This window comes from Alphaproteobacteria bacterium 33-17 (genome assembly GCA_001897445.1).
Lineage (GTDB): Bacteria > Pseudomonadota > Alphaproteobacteria > Rickettsiales > 33-17 > 33-17.
This window is the reverse complement of sequence record MKSX01000020.1, coordinates 24,866-42,018: the sequence shown is the minus strand read 5'-3', so window position 1 is coordinate 42,018 and position 17,153 is coordinate 24,866. Positions and strand designations below refer to the sequence as shown.

At 33.7% G+C, this 17,153-nt stretch carries 16 protein-coding genes and 1 tRNA gene; 4 read left to right on the top strand and 13 right to left on the bottom strand.

Annotated features, from left to right (window positions below):
* Positions 1 to 103 precede the first annotated feature (103 nt).
* The gene (locus tag BGO27_00790; GenBank protein OJV13693.1) at positions 104 to 1,351 is read right to left on the bottom strand and encodes a hypothetical protein; all 1,248 of its coding nucleotides are present in this window, start codon (positions 1,349 to 1,351) and stop codon (positions 104 to 106) included.
* 177 nt (positions 1,352 to 1,528) lie between these two features.
* Positions 1,529 to 1,795, bottom strand: a complete 267-nt coding sequence (locus BGO27_00785; protein OJV13715.1) for a hypothetical protein — start codon at positions 1,793 to 1,795, stop codon at positions 1,529 to 1,531.
* Between the two features lie 154 nt (positions 1,796 to 1,949).
* Between BGO27_00785 and BGO27_00780 the strand changes: the two genes are divergently transcribed.
* The 4 genes from BGO27_00780 (at position 1,950) to BGO27_00765 (ending at position 6,329) form a co-directional block, all read left to right on the top strand.
* On the top strand, positions 1,950 to 2,624 hold the full coding sequence (locus BGO27_00780) for a hypothetical protein (GenBank protein ID OJV13692.1): 675 nt from the start codon (positions 1,950 to 1,952) through the stop codon (positions 2,622 to 2,624).
* 67 nt (positions 2,625 to 2,691) lie between these two features.
* A tRNA-Thr gene (locus tag BGO27_00775) sits at positions 2,692 to 2,766 on the top strand.
* A gap of 325 nt (positions 2,767 to 3,091) precedes the next feature.
* Positions 3,092 to 4,627 (top strand): hypothetical protein, encoded by a 1,536-nt coding sequence (locus BGO27_00770; GenBank protein OJV13691.1) that lies wholly within the window; start codon positions 3,092 to 3,094, stop codon positions 4,625 to 4,627.
* A 121-nt stretch (positions 4,628 to 4,748) separates the two neighbouring features.
* A complete protein-coding gene (locus tag BGO27_00765) occupies positions 4,749 to 6,329 on the top strand; it encodes a hypothetical protein (protein OJV13690.1) in 1,581 nt (526 codons plus the stop codon).
* Here the strand turns inward: BGO27_00765 and BGO27_00760 are convergent.
* The 11 genes from BGO27_00760 to BGO27_00710 all read right to left on the bottom strand — a co-directional run bounded on the left by BGO27_00760 (position 6,289) and on the right by BGO27_00710 (position 17,066).
* Entirely contained in the window at positions 6,289 to 7,422 is a 1,134-nt protein-coding gene (locus BGO27_00760; protein OJV13689.1) for a hypothetical protein, read from the bottom strand. The two genes, BGO27_00765 and BGO27_00760, sit on opposite strands and share 41 nt — an antisense overlap.
* A gap of 76 nt (positions 7,423 to 7,498) precedes the next feature.
* Complete coding sequence (locus BGO27_00755) at positions 7,499 to 7,804, bottom strand: hypothetical protein (GenBank protein OJV13688.1); 306 nt, start codon at positions 7,802 to 7,804, stop codon at positions 7,499 to 7,501.
* A 10-nt stretch (positions 7,805 to 7,814) separates the two neighbouring features.
* Positions 7,815 to 8,858: a hypothetical protein gene (locus BGO27_00750; protein OJV13687.1), complete on the bottom strand. Its 1,044-nt coding sequence runs from the start codon at positions 8,856 to 8,858 to the stop codon at positions 7,815 to 7,817.
* Positions 8,859 to 8,900: 42 nt separating this feature from the next.
* Positions 8,901 to 9,932, bottom strand: coding sequence for a hypothetical protein (locus BGO27_00745; protein ID OJV13686.1), 1,032 nt, complete (start codon positions 9,930 to 9,932; stop codon positions 8,901 to 8,903).
* Positions 9,933 to 9,947: 15 nt separating this feature from the next.
* On the bottom strand, positions 9,948 to 10,535 hold the full coding sequence (locus BGO27_00740; GenBank protein OJV13685.1) for a hypothetical protein: 588 nt from the start codon (positions 10,533 to 10,535) through the stop codon (positions 9,948 to 9,950).
* Between the two features lie 5 nt (positions 10,536 to 10,540).
* Positions 10,541 to 11,368 (bottom strand): hypothetical protein, encoded by an 828-nt coding sequence (locus tag BGO27_00735; protein OJV13684.1) that lies wholly within the window; start codon positions 11,366 to 11,368, stop codon positions 10,541 to 10,543.
* 24 nt (positions 11,369 to 11,392) lie between these two features.
* Complete coding sequence (locus BGO27_00730) at positions 11,393 to 13,792, bottom strand: hypothetical protein (protein OJV13683.1); 2,400 nt, start codon at positions 13,790 to 13,792, stop codon at positions 11,393 to 11,395.
* Between the two features lie 9 nt (positions 13,793 to 13,801).
* The gene (locus BGO27_00725; GenBank protein OJV13682.1) at positions 13,802 to 14,296 is read right to left on the bottom strand and encodes a hypothetical protein; all 495 of its coding nucleotides are present in this window, start codon (positions 14,294 to 14,296) and stop codon (positions 13,802 to 13,804) included.
* 1 nt (position 14,297) lies between these two features.
* Positions 14,298 to 16,400 carry a hypothetical protein gene (locus BGO27_00720; protein ID OJV13681.1) on the bottom strand — a complete coding sequence of 701 codons (2,103 nt, stop codon included), beginning with the start codon at positions 16,398 to 16,400 and terminating at the stop codon, positions 14,298 to 14,300.
* A gap of 10 nt (positions 16,401 to 16,410) precedes the next feature.
* On the bottom strand, positions 16,411 to 16,776 hold the full coding sequence (locus tag BGO27_00715; protein ID OJV13680.1) for a response regulator: 366 nt from the start codon (positions 16,774 to 16,776) through the stop codon (positions 16,411 to 16,413).
* Complete coding sequence (locus BGO27_00710; GenBank protein OJV13679.1) at positions 16,773 to 17,066, bottom strand: hypothetical protein; 294 nt, start codon at positions 17,064 to 17,066, stop codon at positions 16,773 to 16,775. The genes BGO27_00715 and BGO27_00710 overlap by 4 nt, the downstream gene beginning before the upstream one ends.
* Positions 17,067 to 17,153: the final 87 nt, after the last annotated feature.

Sequence of the window (17,153 nt, the reverse complement as noted above, 5' to 3'; positions counted from 1 at the left end):
TGAAATATATAGTAAATTTCAGCGATAATAGCAGAAAACCTTAAATTATCAATTACAGATAACTAAATTTTACAGGATTTTTATTTAAAAATACTTTGGCAGGTTATAACCCTTTTATAGAATCTGCGGAAATTTCTGTATGGCTTGGCATTGAAATTAGCTTACGGTTAAGCTTTTGAACATAGCGCTTAAATTCTCTAGTTTCGTTTACATTAACCTTATTATTAGAAGCAAACTTAGCGTTTACAGGGTTAATGTGCTGAGAACCTTTGAGTACCTCAAAATGCAAATGAGGTCCTGTAACACGTCCTGTTGCCCCAACATATGCAATAACCTCACCCTGCTGTACTCTAGTACCCAGTTTCAGGTTCTTTTTAAACTTCGAGCAATGTGCATAGGCAGTACTATAGCCTGATCCATGCTTTAGCTTAATATAATTACCGTATGTACCTTTACGACCCATTTCTATGATAGTACCATCACCCGCAGCAAATATAGGTGTTCCGATAGGAGCAGCAAAGTCTACGCCTTTATGCATTTTGCTATAACCAAGAACTGGGTGCTTTCTTAAACCAAAACCAGAAGAAATCCTGGAAGCATTAATTGGTGTTTTTAATAGTTCCTTACGAACCGATGCCCCGCTTTCAGAATAATAATCACCCTTCCCGTCTTTTCCCTCAAAATAGTAAAGTTTATAAACTTCCCCAGCAAGGTTTAGTGACATGTAGATAGGCTTACCATCACGGGCATAGTTACCATATGCATCATAATAACGTTCATAAACAAGATCGAAGCTGTCGCCTTCGTGAATATCACGTTGAAAGTCAACGTCGTAACTGAATTGCTTTACAAATTCCTGGGCAATAATAGATGGCACGTCACTTGCCTGAGTCGAACCAAATAAACTGCCTTCAATTTTAGAGGTTACATGCACATAATTTTTAACAAGGGGTATGAAACGTTCTTTAACAGAAAAGCCTTCATCTGTTTTGGAAAGCTCTATGGTTTTTTCTGATGTGATAGAGAATTTTACGGCAGAGATAGAAGTTTTATCAAAGTCGTCATAGAAAATGGATATATTCTGCCCAATACTGATTTTAGAAGGGTCATAGACCTTTTTTAATGACTTTATGATATTACCTGCGTCGTTTTCGCTAATATCAGCGTTTGCAAGTATGCTTCTTAAAGTATCACCGTTCTGAACTGTAAATGAAACAGAATTATCCTGAGGGACTATTGCATCAGTTTTACGAAATGAGAAAATATCGTTATTATCCAGTAAGTTAGGAGTAGGAGTTGATTCGATTTTATTATATTCTGAAATACCGACCATGATTATGGTCATAGCCATCAGGACTGCGAAATATATTAACGAGACTTTCGTTCTATTTCTAATGGCACCGTATTTAATCATCTATCAATTTCACCCACTGTTCTTTGTTGTATGTTTACAATACAACATTAAATAATGCTATTGATATAATTAAATACTGTAATTAATTGTTTGACAAGAAAAAACTTAATCTGTTTAAATTAATTTGATTACATCTTTAAGATATCTAAACTCTCGGTTGCCACATTCCCCACCTATACTTACATTTACAGAGTTAATTTTAGCTATAATTTCCTTATCCCAATAAGTTAAAAATCGATCTAAATGCGGATAGGTTGGTGAAATATCTTCCATTTGCCAGGTAAAACTCTGCAATATACTAGGGTAATCAGGTAAGTAATACAATATTTCAATTGTTAATAACTTGGTAAAATCATTAGCTGGGATTACTAAAGAACCCAAATCATGCTTAATTCTTTCAAAAAATATGTTGTTCATGCATGCCCTTAGTATTATAAGTATTGCAGTATATAATAAAATTCTACCACATTAATAATAAGAAAAAATTAAAAAATTTATATTATACGCTAAAAATTAACCGTCAATATGGTATGCCATGAACGATTTCGGATACAGAACCAAAATATACATAGTGCTACTTACCTTATTTTGTAGCTGCCTTATATTAGGAAACATAATTTTTAAGAAGTTTACAAGCTTTAGTATATTTGGAATAGATTTTGAATTATCCGTCGGAGCTTTAACCTACCCTATTACTTTTATATTTACCGATTTAATATCGGAGTTTTATGGTAAACAAAAATCTGATTTTGCAGTAAAATGTGGCGTTATAAGTTCGCTATTTGTGGCTTTGTTACTTATGATAACAAATACATTACCATCAACTTCCTGGTCATACATTTCAAAAGATGAGTATAATAAAATGTTCGGATTATACGAAGTTGTATTTGGAGCTTCTATATTATCCAACTATTTAGCCCAAAAAATTGATATTAGAATATATTTATTTTTCAAAGATTTAACTAAAGGAAAGTATATATGGCTCAGAAATAACGCCAGCACTATAGTTTCACAAATAACTGATTCTGTTGTCATATATTCGTTAATGCTATACCTTGGAACCATACCTAACGGTAAATTTTTTACTGTATTTTCAAGTGCAATTTTATTTAAAATAATGTTTAGCCTAATTTGCACACCTTTTTATTATATGGCAATCTTTGCATGTAAAATATTGTTAGATCAAACAAAATTGAAAAATCACAAATAAAACTATTGACTTAAAATGAAATAATAGGTAAATTCCCATTTGTTCAAATACACAATTGCACCTATAAGCCGTAATAGCACAGTGGTAGTGCAATCGCCTTGTAAGCGATAGGTCGGGGGTTCGAATCCCTCTTACGGCACCATCTAAATTTAATAACTATCATTCTTATTCATAACAAATTGCTGATTTTGAAACTTTTTAAAAAATAATAAATCATTCAATTTATTATTAGTATTTTCTTTACATTGTTTTAATTTTCTGTTAGAAAGCATAGGAAAATCATGATTAGGCATAAAATTTGCATAATAATGATTTAAGTTGTTTTTTGTTAAATAATTGCAAATTTTTTAGTAAATAATACTATCTAATCTTGGAACTATTAACGCAAAACTCAAGTTAAAAAGTTACAAATTTTAGCTTAGTCACAATTCAACTATGTTCAATTAATTTTTTTAAGGTGAATTTACATGAGTACTAAAACCGAAGAGCATTTTTCTAAGTGGCGCGGTATCTTTTGGCCGATACATAACTACGAAATGAAAAAATTCTTGCCTATGGCACTTATTATGTTCTGTCTTTTATTCAATTACACAGTAATGCGTGATACAAAAGACGTACTAGTAGTAAACGCTGCAGGCGCAAATATTATTCCATTCCTCAAATTATACTGCGTAACACCATGTGCGGTATTGTTTGTAATACTATATGCTAAGTTATCTAATATCTTTAACAGTGAAAAGATTTTCTATGTTATCGTAACGCCTTTCTTAGTATATTTTGCAGCATTTGGATTCTTGATTTATCCAAACATTGCTGCTGTACATCCTTCTCCTGAATCAATTGCTGCATTACACCAAGCATATCCTAATCTTACAGGATTTATTGATATTTATGCTCACTGGGCATTCTCATCATTTTATGTAATGGCAGAAATTTGGGGAAGTGCGATGGTATCATTACTCTTCTGGCAGTTTGCCAACCAAGTGACAAGAATGAATGAAGCAAAACGCTTCTACGGTCTTTTCGCTTTAATTGCAAACATTGGTCTCATTTTCGCAGGTCAAACAGAGCATTTCTGTAACAACATTCACCACTACGTAGAAGTACAAGGTGACCATTGGGGCTTATCACTTAAGATTTTAATGGCAATTGTTGCTGCTATGGGTGTGCTTGCTATGTACCTTTTCAGATGGATGCATACAAATGTTCTCAGTGATCCAAAATTCTATGATGAAGCAGAAGCTGCTAACAAACCTAAGAAGAAAAAAGCTAAACTTAGCCTTAGCGAAAGTGCTAAAGTTATCTTCACTTCACCTGAACTTGGCTTAATCGTTTTACTCGTAGTTTCTTACGGTATCTCTATTAACTTAGTTGAAGTACAATGGAAACAACAGCTTAAACTTTACTATGCCGGCAACCAAAGCGGTTACCATGCATTCATGGGTAACTTCTCAACATTCGTTGGTATTTTCACAATATTATTCATCTTAGGTGTTGGTGCTAATATCCTTCGTTCTTTAAGCTGGTTTAAAGCTGCGGTAATAACACCACTTATTACTTTACTTTGTGGTTCAGTGTTCTTCTTTGTTATTATTCAAAAAGATTCACTTGCTCCAATGTTCCAGGAAATGGGCTTCACAACAATGGCGTTTGCAGCATTCCTTGGTGCAGGTTTAGTAACAATATCTAAAGCTGTAAAATACTCTCTCTTTGATCCAACAAAAGAGATGGCTTATATTCCACTTGATAACGAACTAAAAACCAAAGGTAAAGCTGCGGTTGACGTATTAGGCGGTAGACTTGGTAAAGCTGGTGGTGCTTTCGTACAAAGTACACTTGCGTTAGTATTTGCGGTTAAAGACGTAGTAATTCTTGCTCCTACAACATCAGTGATTTTCTTAATCATCTGCGTTGTATGGTTATTTGCTGTAAAAGGCTTAAGCAAAAAAATTACTATTGCTCAAAGACGTAAAGCAGAAGAAGAAGCAGCGGCCAAAGCATAATTTGCTTCTTTAATTAAAACCATGAAAAGGCTCGTTAAATTTAACGAGCCTTTTTTGTTTGAATTCATATTTGTACTATGTTAGCCTCAATATATTAATTTATTTACCATAGTAGGTTTTTATGAGGGCTCAGGAAATAATTGATCTATATCTTAATTACCGTTTTGATGTATTAAGCAGATGGTTCTTAGAACAAAACAGACCAGAGAAAGTAAGAATCTTTACAGAAATATATCAAAGATTTAGCGATAATAATTTATGCAATGCTTTATGGGATAATCTTGATTTAAATACTAAAATTAATATTTTATCAGATTTATTTTATGATAATCAGTTAAGTAGCTTTGAAAATATAATTAAAGATTATAACTTTTTAGATATTTTATATGCCTACTCATGCATACATAATCAAATTAGAATTATTGAACACTTATTCAGCACTTACAACATTACGAATGAACAAATTAAGTTAGGGTTCGTTAGCGCATCTGAAAGCGGAAACCTTGAGCTAGTCAAAAAGCTCTATAGCATGTTAGATGTTAACGACCATGCCAATTTATTAACGCGCTATTCTTTTGAATCAATAACTAATGCTTTAAAACATGGACACTTACAAATCGCAGAATATTTATGGAGTTTAATGAATACGGAAGAACTTAAGTTTACTACCCTTACACATAATAGATCAGATATTTTTAAAGTTCCAGTAATTACAAATCAAATTCTTTCTCTTAAATTCCTTTCTACAAAAGCAGATGAAATCAACCAAATAACTCCAGACCATAAACGAGTAATGTTTTATCAAATGTTTCATAGCGCATGCTGTGAAGGAAATTCAGAAATAATCGACTACACTTTCTCATTAATTGAAAACACTGATTTACAGCTATTTTTATTTATAAATAGCGATTTTGAAGCATTTTATAGCGCGTGCGTGAATAACAGAGTTGATATTATAGATAAATTATGGGATATCGCTACCTTACTAGAACAAGATTCCGAAGCTGCAGGACTTTTAAATCGAGACGGAATGCTTCTTGCCAAAAGAAATATTCTTTTCCACGACTTATGCTCAAATGGACATTATTTATCGGCAAAAAATATTTTAGATAAAGCACAAAAAACTGGACTACTTTTTAACGTACTTGAATCAAAAGCTGGTGAAACTGATGCAGATCATGACAACAGATATGAGTATTTTGATATAGCATGCAGATACGGTTATTTTCATATTATTGATCTAATAATGAGTTTTGGTTATGACATTCCAGATGTTCAGATAAAATGGGAGAAGTGGGCAGAAACATTGAGTCCGTGGGTTAATCTTTATAAAGAACTAAAACCAATATATGGTCATCAAATAAATCACTTTATACAATTTGCGTATCAAAACAATAAAAGCATAGATTTTATAAAAAAATTAATTTTCGATAACTCTAAGGTTGTATTATATTATACATCACAAAATATTAGTTTTTATGAATTTAAACATTTAATTTCTAAGCATAATTCTGCTGTAACTACTTTTAATCAGATACCTTACGAAATACACGATCAAGACGAAAAGTCTTATAGGCTAACCAATATGCCCGTTGAAATAAGGAAGCTATTTATAGAGAATATTGAGGAAGCAAAACCAGCTAAGCTTCTTGAAATAAAAGTTAAATCCTCTCAAAAAACACCAGAGTATAATCATCTGTAAGACGCATCATATAATTTTTAGCAAAGGTTTCCATTATATGATCAAATAGTTTTTCCGACATAAGAGAATTAGTTGAATTAATATAGTTTGTAAGCATTGATTCTAACTTCTCTAAACCCAGCATATTACCATGTAAGTCTTCTGTTTCAATCAGTGCATCACTATATAAAATTAATATATCTCCTTTTTTGAAGTCTGAGGTCTTATGCTCATAGCTATAAGATGAAGAAATTCCTATTGGAAGTCCTGCGGAATCAATTTTACGAATTGTTTTTTCACGAATGTTCAAAATAAAACCTGGTGGAGACCCACAAGCCGTATACTCAATCTGGTCATTCTTAAGATCAAATATTCCATAAAGTAATGTTGCAAACTGCCCGCGAGCAAGTATAGCTGTTAAGCTATGATTAATATGATTTACAGCTTCAGCTGAGCTTAACTTTAAAGATTTATCCTTAAGTTCACTAATAATAGTATGAAGCCTGAAAGTATTAATAGCAGCCCCTATACCGTGACCAGAAAAGTCTGTGATGTGAAAGGCAACCCTATCTTCGTCTATTGGATCAAATGACCAAAAGTCACCACCAATTTCTAATGATGGTAAGAAATACGACTGAATTTTCAGACCATAATTTTCAAGTAGTAATTTACGCGCCAAATCATTTGGCATTAATGCTTCCTGCATTTTTTGAGCGTTTGTAAGCTCAGAACGCAGCCTTTCCTGATAGTTTTGAAGCTTCTCAAGTAATATATGATTTTCCAAATGCACCTTAATACGCGCAATTAATTCTTCAGGATCAATTGGTTTATTAACGAAATCTGTGGCACCACAACTGAATGCCTGTGTTTTTTGCTTAGTCAGGTTTGTTGCAGTTTGTACAATGATAGGAAGGTTTGCAAATCTCTCTTCTTTTCTAATTATAGTACAATATTCAAAGCCATCCATCTCTGGCATCATTAAATCAAGAATAACAAGATCAGGGATTTCTTTTTTTGTAATTTCAATAGCTTCTATACCATTTTTAGCAGTAAAAACATTTTTAAAACCGTTCTTCATTAATAAATGCTGGATCATTATTACATTGAACTCCATGTCGTCTACCACGAGAATTTTAGATTCCCGCATTATAGCCATACTTTCTATAGAGTTCTTTTTCATTTATTTCTTACTAATCGATTATATTGAACAACATGTAAAACTTAGAAATTTCAAACATTTTTTGAACTTGTCCTTTAGGAGACCTTAGTATTAGTTCTATCGAATGCTTTTCAGCCTCATCTTTTAAAATAAGTAGTATACCAAGAGCGGCAGAATCAACAAACTCAAGATTACTTAAATTCAGCTCAAGAGTTTTAATGTTCTCTGACTTAAGTAAAGATAAAATGGTTTTAAATTCCATATGGTCATTGAAGGTAAATTTTCCACTTACCTCTATTGTACAAGATGAATCTTTTATAATTTTTTTGTATTCCATGAATTCCTACCTAAAACAACATAATTTCATCGTCGCTATTTCCATCAGTATCTTTAATGTCACCTATATCATATTGCTTTCCTTTTAGTTCATCAAGTAAAATGGTTTTCATTTCACTTAATTTCATAATTTTAATAAATTCTTCGACCAAATCTTTATTAATTCCAGATATTGCATTTTGGTCAGTATTTATCATAGCTAAATATTCTGCGATTTTTAGTAATGTAGACTGTGAATTCATAATATATTGCGACACCCTATCCTGAAATTGCATGCTAACAATTATTCCTGTTATTGAATTAGCATTTTCTGTGGTCTCGCGCGAAACATCTTTAAGTGTATGTGAAAAGCTTTCATTTTGCTTCATCATACGTGACATTAGTTCTTCAATTTTTTGTTTGATCATTATATTATCAGACATATCAATGGTCGCAACTTCACCCAATGTTTCATAGCTTTTATGTACGCTATTTGTAACCTCAGTAATTCTTGCCTGCATTGAAAATGACATTTGAGATATTTGTTTAGATAAGTTTTTGACTTCGCTTGCAACGACCGCAAAACCCTTACCATATTCCCCTGCCCTTGCAGACTCAATAGTAGCATTAAGCGCAAGCAAATTTGTTTGCTTTGTAATTTTTTGAATATCATCTACAACTTTATCAATATCACGCAGGCTTGCCATAGCTTCATCAAGACTATAAACCATTGACATAGCCATTTTTGAAACGTGAATAATCTTATCAACTGAATCTGACAAAGTTTTGTTAATAAGGTTTAAAGATTCAGATAAACTCATTGAACTTCCATCTTCAGCCTGAATATTCAGTGCTAAATGCACAATTTTATCAATATTTTCACCTTGTTTTTGTGTGCTTACTGCGATGTTCTGGAATTTACCGCTTAATTCCGTAATAGTGGTCTCAACAGTTTTAGATGCTATTGGAAGAACTTTACTTATAGCTTCAATACAAGTAATAATGGAGTTTAAATTTTCATTCAAACTACCTTTATAAAAATTGTTATTTTTTTCTTCTTCCTGTTTCTCTATCATAACGACCAACTATCAATTCTATTTATCAAAAATCTACAGTTACTAACTTAAACATTCTTTAATAATTGTATCCGCAATCTTTTCTAAAGGCAACTCAATAGTTACTGCACCATTTGCCTTAGCAGCTTTAGGCATACCATAAACTATACAGCTAGATTCATTCTGACCAACTGTAAAAGCGCCTTGATTTTTCATCTCCAATAAACCTTCTGCACCGTCTTTACCCATACCTGTAAGAATAACCCCTATAACTTTATCATTTTCAAATTCAGCGATCGACTTAAACATGATATCTACAGACGGTCTGTGACCTGAATATAAATCACCATTATCTAGCTGGGTATAATATTTATCACCCTTCTTTTTTATTTGCATATGAATATCACCAGGAGCAATGTAGATATTATTATACTGAAGCTGCATTCTGTCAGTTGCCTCATGAACTGGTCTGCCTAATGATTCACCAAGTCTTCTTGCAAAAGACGAAGTAAAACCCTTTGGCATGTGCTGAGTTATAACAATTGGAGGCATCCCGTCAGGAAGCATTTCTAAAAGCACCTTGTTAGCTTCAACTCCACCTGTTGATGATCCAATAGCAATAAGCATATTAGATTTGAAATTATATTGTTTCTTCTCGGCTTTTTTAACTGGCTGCCTTGCCTGAACTTTAGAATTTGCAGCAATTTTTACTTTTGAAGCAAGCTGGTTTTTAACAAGTTTGAGTGTATATGGATCTTCCTTAGCAAATGGCTTACCAATAAAATCTACAGCACCAATTTCAAGCGCCCTGATAGTATGCTCTGTCCCTGTTTGAGTAAGTGTAGATGACATCACAACTGGCATAGGTCTTAATGTCATAATTTTTTCCAAAAACTCAAGACCATTCATTCCTGGCATTTCAATATCTAAAGTAATAACATCAGGATTCAGCGCTTTTATCTTGCTACGTGCATCATCTGCATTCATTGCCTGACCAATAACCTCAATATCAGGATCTTCTGATAGCATTTCTGTATATAAATCTCTAACTAATGCTGAATCATCAACAATCAATACCCTAACTTTTTTATTCATAATATCACTCCCAAATTAGAATAAATCGACAGAACCACCCTTGTCTTCCTGAACAACCACTTTTTTGCTGTACACCATTTCTTCCTGTACAACGTTTTCCTGCTCTACTGAAGTTACAAGCTTCATCATAGCAACGCCATTACCAGGACAAAACTGTACTTTTCGTGCCTGAGTGCCGCCCAAATGTTCTGCCACCACATTTAAATTCTCTTCTTTACAAAACTTTTTGATAAATTCTACGTTTTTCGAGCCAATTAGCGCTGAAGTTGCGCTAACATTAGCACCGCCAAAAAGCTTAACTTCTAGTCTGCTTTTTACACCACCCATTTTAATAATACTGTTAATTAGCTGCTCCATTGCAAACGATCCATATCTGCTCATTGTATAGCTTGTAACTTCGCCATCTGTCGCAGGTAATAAAAAATGGTTCATACCGCCAATGTTAAGCTGCGGGTCTCTAATACATGCAGCAATACATGAGCCTAATATTGTTACCATAACTTCTTCAGGCTCTTTTGTTGCATAACAATCGCCTGAGTAAATTTTAACGTAGGTTTTATTATCTGCTTTTGAAACAAATTTTTTCATTGCATCTAAAACCATAGCAACTACCCTATTTTTCTATATGTTGTTTTGCCAATCAATTTGAAAATTGAGCTTCTATCACCTATGGTTTCAGAGTGTCCAATTAACAACATTCCTTCCTTATCTATATTCTGATGAAATTTATCAAAGATTTTTGACTGAGTAGGCTTGTCAAAATAAATTAATACATTTCGGCAGAATATAATCTGCATTTTTCTTTTAAGCGGAATATTCCCCATTAAATTTAGCTGATTAAATGCAATCAAATTTCTTAACTCAGCATTCATGCTAATTTTTTCTTCACCATCCTCATTAATAGTTTTGCAGTATTTTTTAAAATAGTCGTCAGGAATATTTTTCTTTTCTGCAATATCGTATACACCTCTTTTGGCTTTTGCTAAAATGTCAGTATCAATATCTGTAGCTAAAATTTTGATATCGTATGTAGATAAATTTCTGCCAAGCAAATGAGAAACAACCATTGCAATCGAGTATGGCTCCATTCCTGCTGAACAACCAGCCGACCAAATTCTAATTGGAACACCTTCAGCAATCAGCTTGTTAAGCTCATCTTTAAGATATTCAAAATGATGAGACTCTCTAAAAAAGCTTGTAAGGTTTGTAGTAAGTGAGTTGACGAAGTTGGTAAATTCATTAGGGTCATTATCTACTAAATCTAAATATCTTGTAAATGAATCTAAATTTAATGCTCTTAGGCGTCTTACCAGCCTGGAGTATACCATTGACTTTTTTTGTTCAGAAAGAACAATCCCAGACACATCAAATATCTTCTTTGCAACAGCTTTAAAATCGCTGTCTGTAAGTTCGAAATCTGGTGTCTGAGCGCTCATGATCTTTCTCCTATGATCTAACTACTAAAACTCTTCCCAGCCATCATCACCTTTTTTAGAAGGTGTTGAGCTTTGAGCAGCTGGAACTGGTTTTTTAGCATCAGATAATTTCTTCATGTTCTCTGACTTACCGTGAGTAGCTGGCTTTTTAGCAGGTGAGCTATGCATAGGCTTAGGGGCTTCGGCAGCCATTTCTTCTTGCTGGTTTTCAGATAACTTAAAGAAGCTCACTAGTCTGTTTAAAGTATTAGCCTGCTCTACAAGTGAATGTGAAGCAGCTGTGCTTTCTTCTACTAAGGCAGCATTTTGCTGTGTCATCTCATCCATTTGTAGTACTGCAGCATTAATCTCTTTAATACCGTTTGCTTGCTCATTACTTGCTGTCGCAATATCAGAAATAAGATCTGCCACTTGTTTAACAGATGATACGATATCACCAAGTGTTTCACCTGCCTGTTTAACAAGAACAGCACCATCCTGAACTTGCTCAGCACTCTCAATAATTAGCTTCTTAATCTCTTTAGATGCAGACGCAGATCTACCAGCAAGTGTTCTTACTTCACTAGCAACCACCGCAAATCCTTTTCCAGCGTCACCTGCACGGGCAGCTTCAACAGCAGCGTTAAGAGCTAAGAGATTTGTTTGGAATGCGATTTCGTCAATTACACCGATAATATCAGAGATTTTCTGTGAAGATTTCTCAATATTACCCATCGCACCAACTGCACTACCAACAACTTCACCACCTTTCTCAGCTTTTTGTCTGGCATCGATAGCAACTTTGTTAGCATTATTAGCGTTTTGAGTATTTTTCTGTACAGTTTCAGTTAATTCTTCCATTGAAGACGCTGTTTCTTCTAGGTTAGAAGCCTGATGTTCTGTACGGCTTGATAAGTCTGTACCGCCAGATGCAATCTCGCTTGATGCAGATCTTACTGAATTTGCAGACTCTTTAATCTGTACTGTAATAGATGATAACTTATCAATTGTTGCATTTAAAGCATTTTGCATGCTAGCAAACATACCTCTGAAGTCACCATCTAATTTATGATATAATACACCTTTAGAAAGATCATTCATCACTTCAATTGATTTACTTACTGGTACAAGCACTGTATTCATAAGTTTATTCATACCGCTACTGATTTCTAAGTATACACCTTCTAGGTCATTTGTATCAATTTTAGCTTCTAGATCACCATCAGACGCTGATGCGATAAGTCTGTTAATATTTTCTACAGCTTGTTTGTTTGCTGCATCAGCTCTTTTCTTCTCTGTAACAATTGACCAGTCAACAAATGAACCGTCAATTTGTCCGTTTGAGTTTTTAAGAATATTAGCATTTAAAGATAACCATTCATCACCAATCATGAATTCAGCTTTATGCGGCATTCTTGTTTCATCAACAAGTAACTTTCTTTGGTGTGCTGGGTTCTTATGGAAAATATCAATATTAACACCAACAAGCTTATCAACTGTAACTGGTAATAATCTCTCAAGCCTTTTTAAAGCTGCATGTGATGCTTTATTAATATATGTAATATTAAAGTTTTTATCACAAAGCATTACTGGAAGTGATAAATTATCTATCATATTTTGAAGTCTTGCAGCTTTATTAATATAACCTTTAACATGCTCTGCTTCATCTAAAATTAAAGCAATTTCTTTGTTAGATGCAATCCAAGGCGCAACTACATAACTAGTATCACCTTTTGCAAAAGCACCCATTAATTCAGCAATTGATCTATTTTTGTTTATTACAAGCTGAATAATTTTGTACATTACAAAACCAATTATAGAAAGACCAACTATAGACAAGAATCCTAATATATTTTTAGCAGTAATGATATCCTTATTGAGTTTATCTTTAATTTCAGGAGAATATTCATATAATTCAGTTCTCATTTTAACATTCAAAGCTGAACGTTCTGACATTTTAGATTCTATTTCACTTAGAATTAATTTTCTTTTTTCATAACTTACATTAGTATCATTAATAGCTTGTTCAAATAAATTTGTAATAGCTAACATGTTTTTATAGCTATCTTCCATAAGTTTTTTAACTTTATCAATATAGCCGTCTGATGTAGTATTTAGATAACCAGATTTAAAGTCTTTGTATTTTTCATAATGAATAGCAAAATTATCTTTAGCTTTATTATAAGACTGTAGATATTTTTGAAATTCACTAGAGTTTTCAAATGTTTCAAGAGCTCTTACACCTGCGTTATAAATCCCCCTATCTGCCCCTTGATACTCCCAGATTAAATATGATAAATCTATCATTTCATCTGCTTCATTTGCACCTTTTTGAATATTTTCAAGTTTAATTACAATTGTAATACTTATAATCAATACTAGAGCAACGACTAGCCCTGTTGCTGCTTGAACCTTACCCTTAATAGAACCTAACATCTTTATCATTATAGCCCCCTATTGTTTAATATTTTCGATGTTAATTTGACCAAACATTTCTTCCATATTTAGTACTATGACCATTCTCTCATTAATAGAGACAAGGCCACTAATGTACTTATCATCTATTTCTGTCTCACTTGTCGGTGATGCCTTGATTTCTGTAGCTTCCACATCTAGGATGTCAGAAACTGCATCAACCAAAATTCCTATAATTCTATTTCCTGCGGATAATATAATTACCACATTCTTATTTGTAGCCTCAGTTGTACCCTGACCAAATCTTGTACGTAAGTCAAAAATTGGAATAATAACACCACGAAGATTCATAACACCCCTCATTTCTTCAGGTGAGTTAGGAAGCCTTGTTACTTCCGTCCAAACTTTAATTTCTCTAACCATCATTATATCTACGGCATACTCAAGTTTTCCTACTGTAAAACTTAAGAACTTTTTTAAGTCGGAAGAACCGCCCTTCTTGTTATCCGTAGCTAAATTTAATTCTACACTCATTTTAGCACTCCTCTATTTTTAAGCGTTTTTCTATCGGATTTTCTTTAACTAAAATTTTCTGATGAATTGTCGGTATTTTGGATATATCAAGAATTAGCGAAACCTTGCCGTCACCTAATATTGTTGCGCCACTTATACCATCGATTGGGTTTGAGTTTTCTTCCAAGCTTTTAATTACAACCTGCTGCTGTCCTAAAAGTTCATCGACAACCAAACCAAATTTTGAATTTAAACTTTCAACTAACACTACTAAAGTTGCTGCGCCATTATCATTAGCTGCACTTACTGAGAAAATTTTATGAAGTTCAATAATATTAATGAACTCGCCACGGATATTTACAACCTGATTACCTTTAGTAACCTCATTGATTTCACCATGTTTAATGCTTAATGTTTCAACAATGTTTTCGATAGGAATAATGTATTGCTCCTCTCCAACCCTTATAATCATACCATCAAGAATCGCAAGTGTTAGCGGGAGAGATACAGTAAATACACTTCCCTTACCCATTTCACTTTTAATAACAACACTTCCGCCAAGTCCCTCAATATTACGTCTTACAACGTCCATACCTACACCGCGACCAGATATATTACTTATAACTTCAGCTGTAGAAAATCCTGGCAAGAATACTAGGTTATCAATTTCTTCACCCGATAACTGAACAGTCGGATCAATTAAGCCTTTCTCAAGTGCTTTTTTATAAACTCTATCACGATTAATCCCAGCACCGTCATCTTTAATCTCAATAATAATACGGCCACCGCGGTTAGCTGCCGAAAGAGAAACTGAACCTTGGGCAGGTTTCCCCTTAGCAATTCTATCTTGAGGTTTTTCAATACCATGATCGCATGAATTACGTATCATATGCATTAGAGGATCACCAAGCTGCTCAATAACTGTTTTATCAATTTCGGTTTGCTCACCAGACATTTCTATTTTTATGTCTTTGCCAAGCTGGCCTGCCAAATCCCTGATAAGCCTTGGCATACGAGAGAATAATGATTTTACTGGTTGCATTCTTACAGACATTACAGCTTCCTGAAGCTCTCTTGAATGCTGAGATAACTCTTCAATAGCCCTTAAAATACCGCCATGGTACTCCATTGGTAATCTTTTAGCCTGGTCATATAACATTGACTGGGTAATAACAAGCTCACCTACCATGTTTACAAGCTTATCAATTTTATCAGTATCAACCCTAATGGTTGTGGTATTTGATGAAGCCGCGTTTTTATTTGCATCTTTTGAAGTATCTTTAGCTGCTTGCTGTGTTTTATCTTCGCTTGCTTTTCCTTCTTCTTGCTCTGGCGACTGAGCTTCATGCGCCTTTAATTCTTCTTCAGATAATGGAAGTTCAATTTCTGACTGCTGCGATATTTTAATTTTTGCAACGTCTGATACAAATTCAAAAATATCCGCAATATCATTATCCGAACAACTTGTTTCTAAGTCAATTTCCCATGACATATAACACGAAATAGGATCAATATCATGAAAATCAGGGATATTTTCAACTTTACATCTTACATTAGGAATACCAAGATTTGAAAGCGCTTTAATTAAAACAAAAGGCTCACTTCCTGATCTTAACATTTCAGGCGATGGAATAAATTCGATTAAGTATTGCTTTATAAATTTTGAAGTAGGCTTTGCTTGATTTACTTTTGGCGCTTGTGAAGCAGCTTTAGAAGCACCATGACCCTCACCATGAGCACTTAAAACGGCTTCTACTTCTTCTAGTACACCCGCACCGAAATCATCATCAAGCTCTTTATTATCTCTTGCAGCCTCAACCATTTTAGTAATGATATCATTTGCTCTGATTAATATATCTACAATTGGCTTTGTAAGCGTGATTTTGCTGTCGCGGAGTTTATCAAGTAAAGTCTCAACAACGTGAGTGAATTTTACTATATTATTCATACTAAAAACGCCCGCACCACCTTTAATGGAATGCGCGCATCTAAAAATTGCGTTTAGGTCGTCTAGCGATGCTGAATCAACATTTATTTCTAATAAAATTGACTCTGCGTCCGTAAGCAGTTCGAAACACTCGGTGATAAATGTCTTCTTAAATTGCTCTGTATTGTCTGTAGACATAATTTAACCCTCAAGGACAAACCTTACTAATTACCTGCATTAATTTTTCAGGATTAAAAGGTTTTACTAACCAACCTGTCGCTCCTGCAGCCTTACCCTCACTTTTTTTAGTATCATCGCTCTCTGTGGTTAACATTAGAATTGGAGTGAATTTATATGTTGGGTTTTCACGCAACTTTTTTATTAATGTAAGACCATCCATATTAGGCATATTTAAGTCTGTAATAATTACATCAACTTTTTTATTATCTAAAACAGATATTGCCTGAACTCCGTCTTCGGCTTGCAACACCTGAAAACCATTTTGAGCAAGCGTAAATGCGAGCATATCTCTCATTGTTTTTGAATCGTCTACTGTCATAGCTATTTTTGTCATAAGTCATTACTCCATTCACCGATTTGACCCATTAGACCTAATGTTTTGGCCGTATTAATAAAAGCTTCTGAAGGCTTTACAACCTTAAAAGTTTTTTGATTTTTTTTGCATTCATTTGATATGGATATAAGATACTGAAACCCAGGAGTCGTGATTCTATCTATTTTAGAAGCATCGAGCATTACATCACCATCTAACTTAAGGCCTTTAAATAAGGTTTGCATCTCATCTATTGTCTCAATGGTCATCCTTTCTGGCAAACTGGTAACATCTTGGTCTAAATCAGCCATAGTACATTCCACAAAAGTTAATATATTAATTATTATAAAATACAAATAGATAACCTGCAATAGTAATTATGCAATAAAACAACGTAA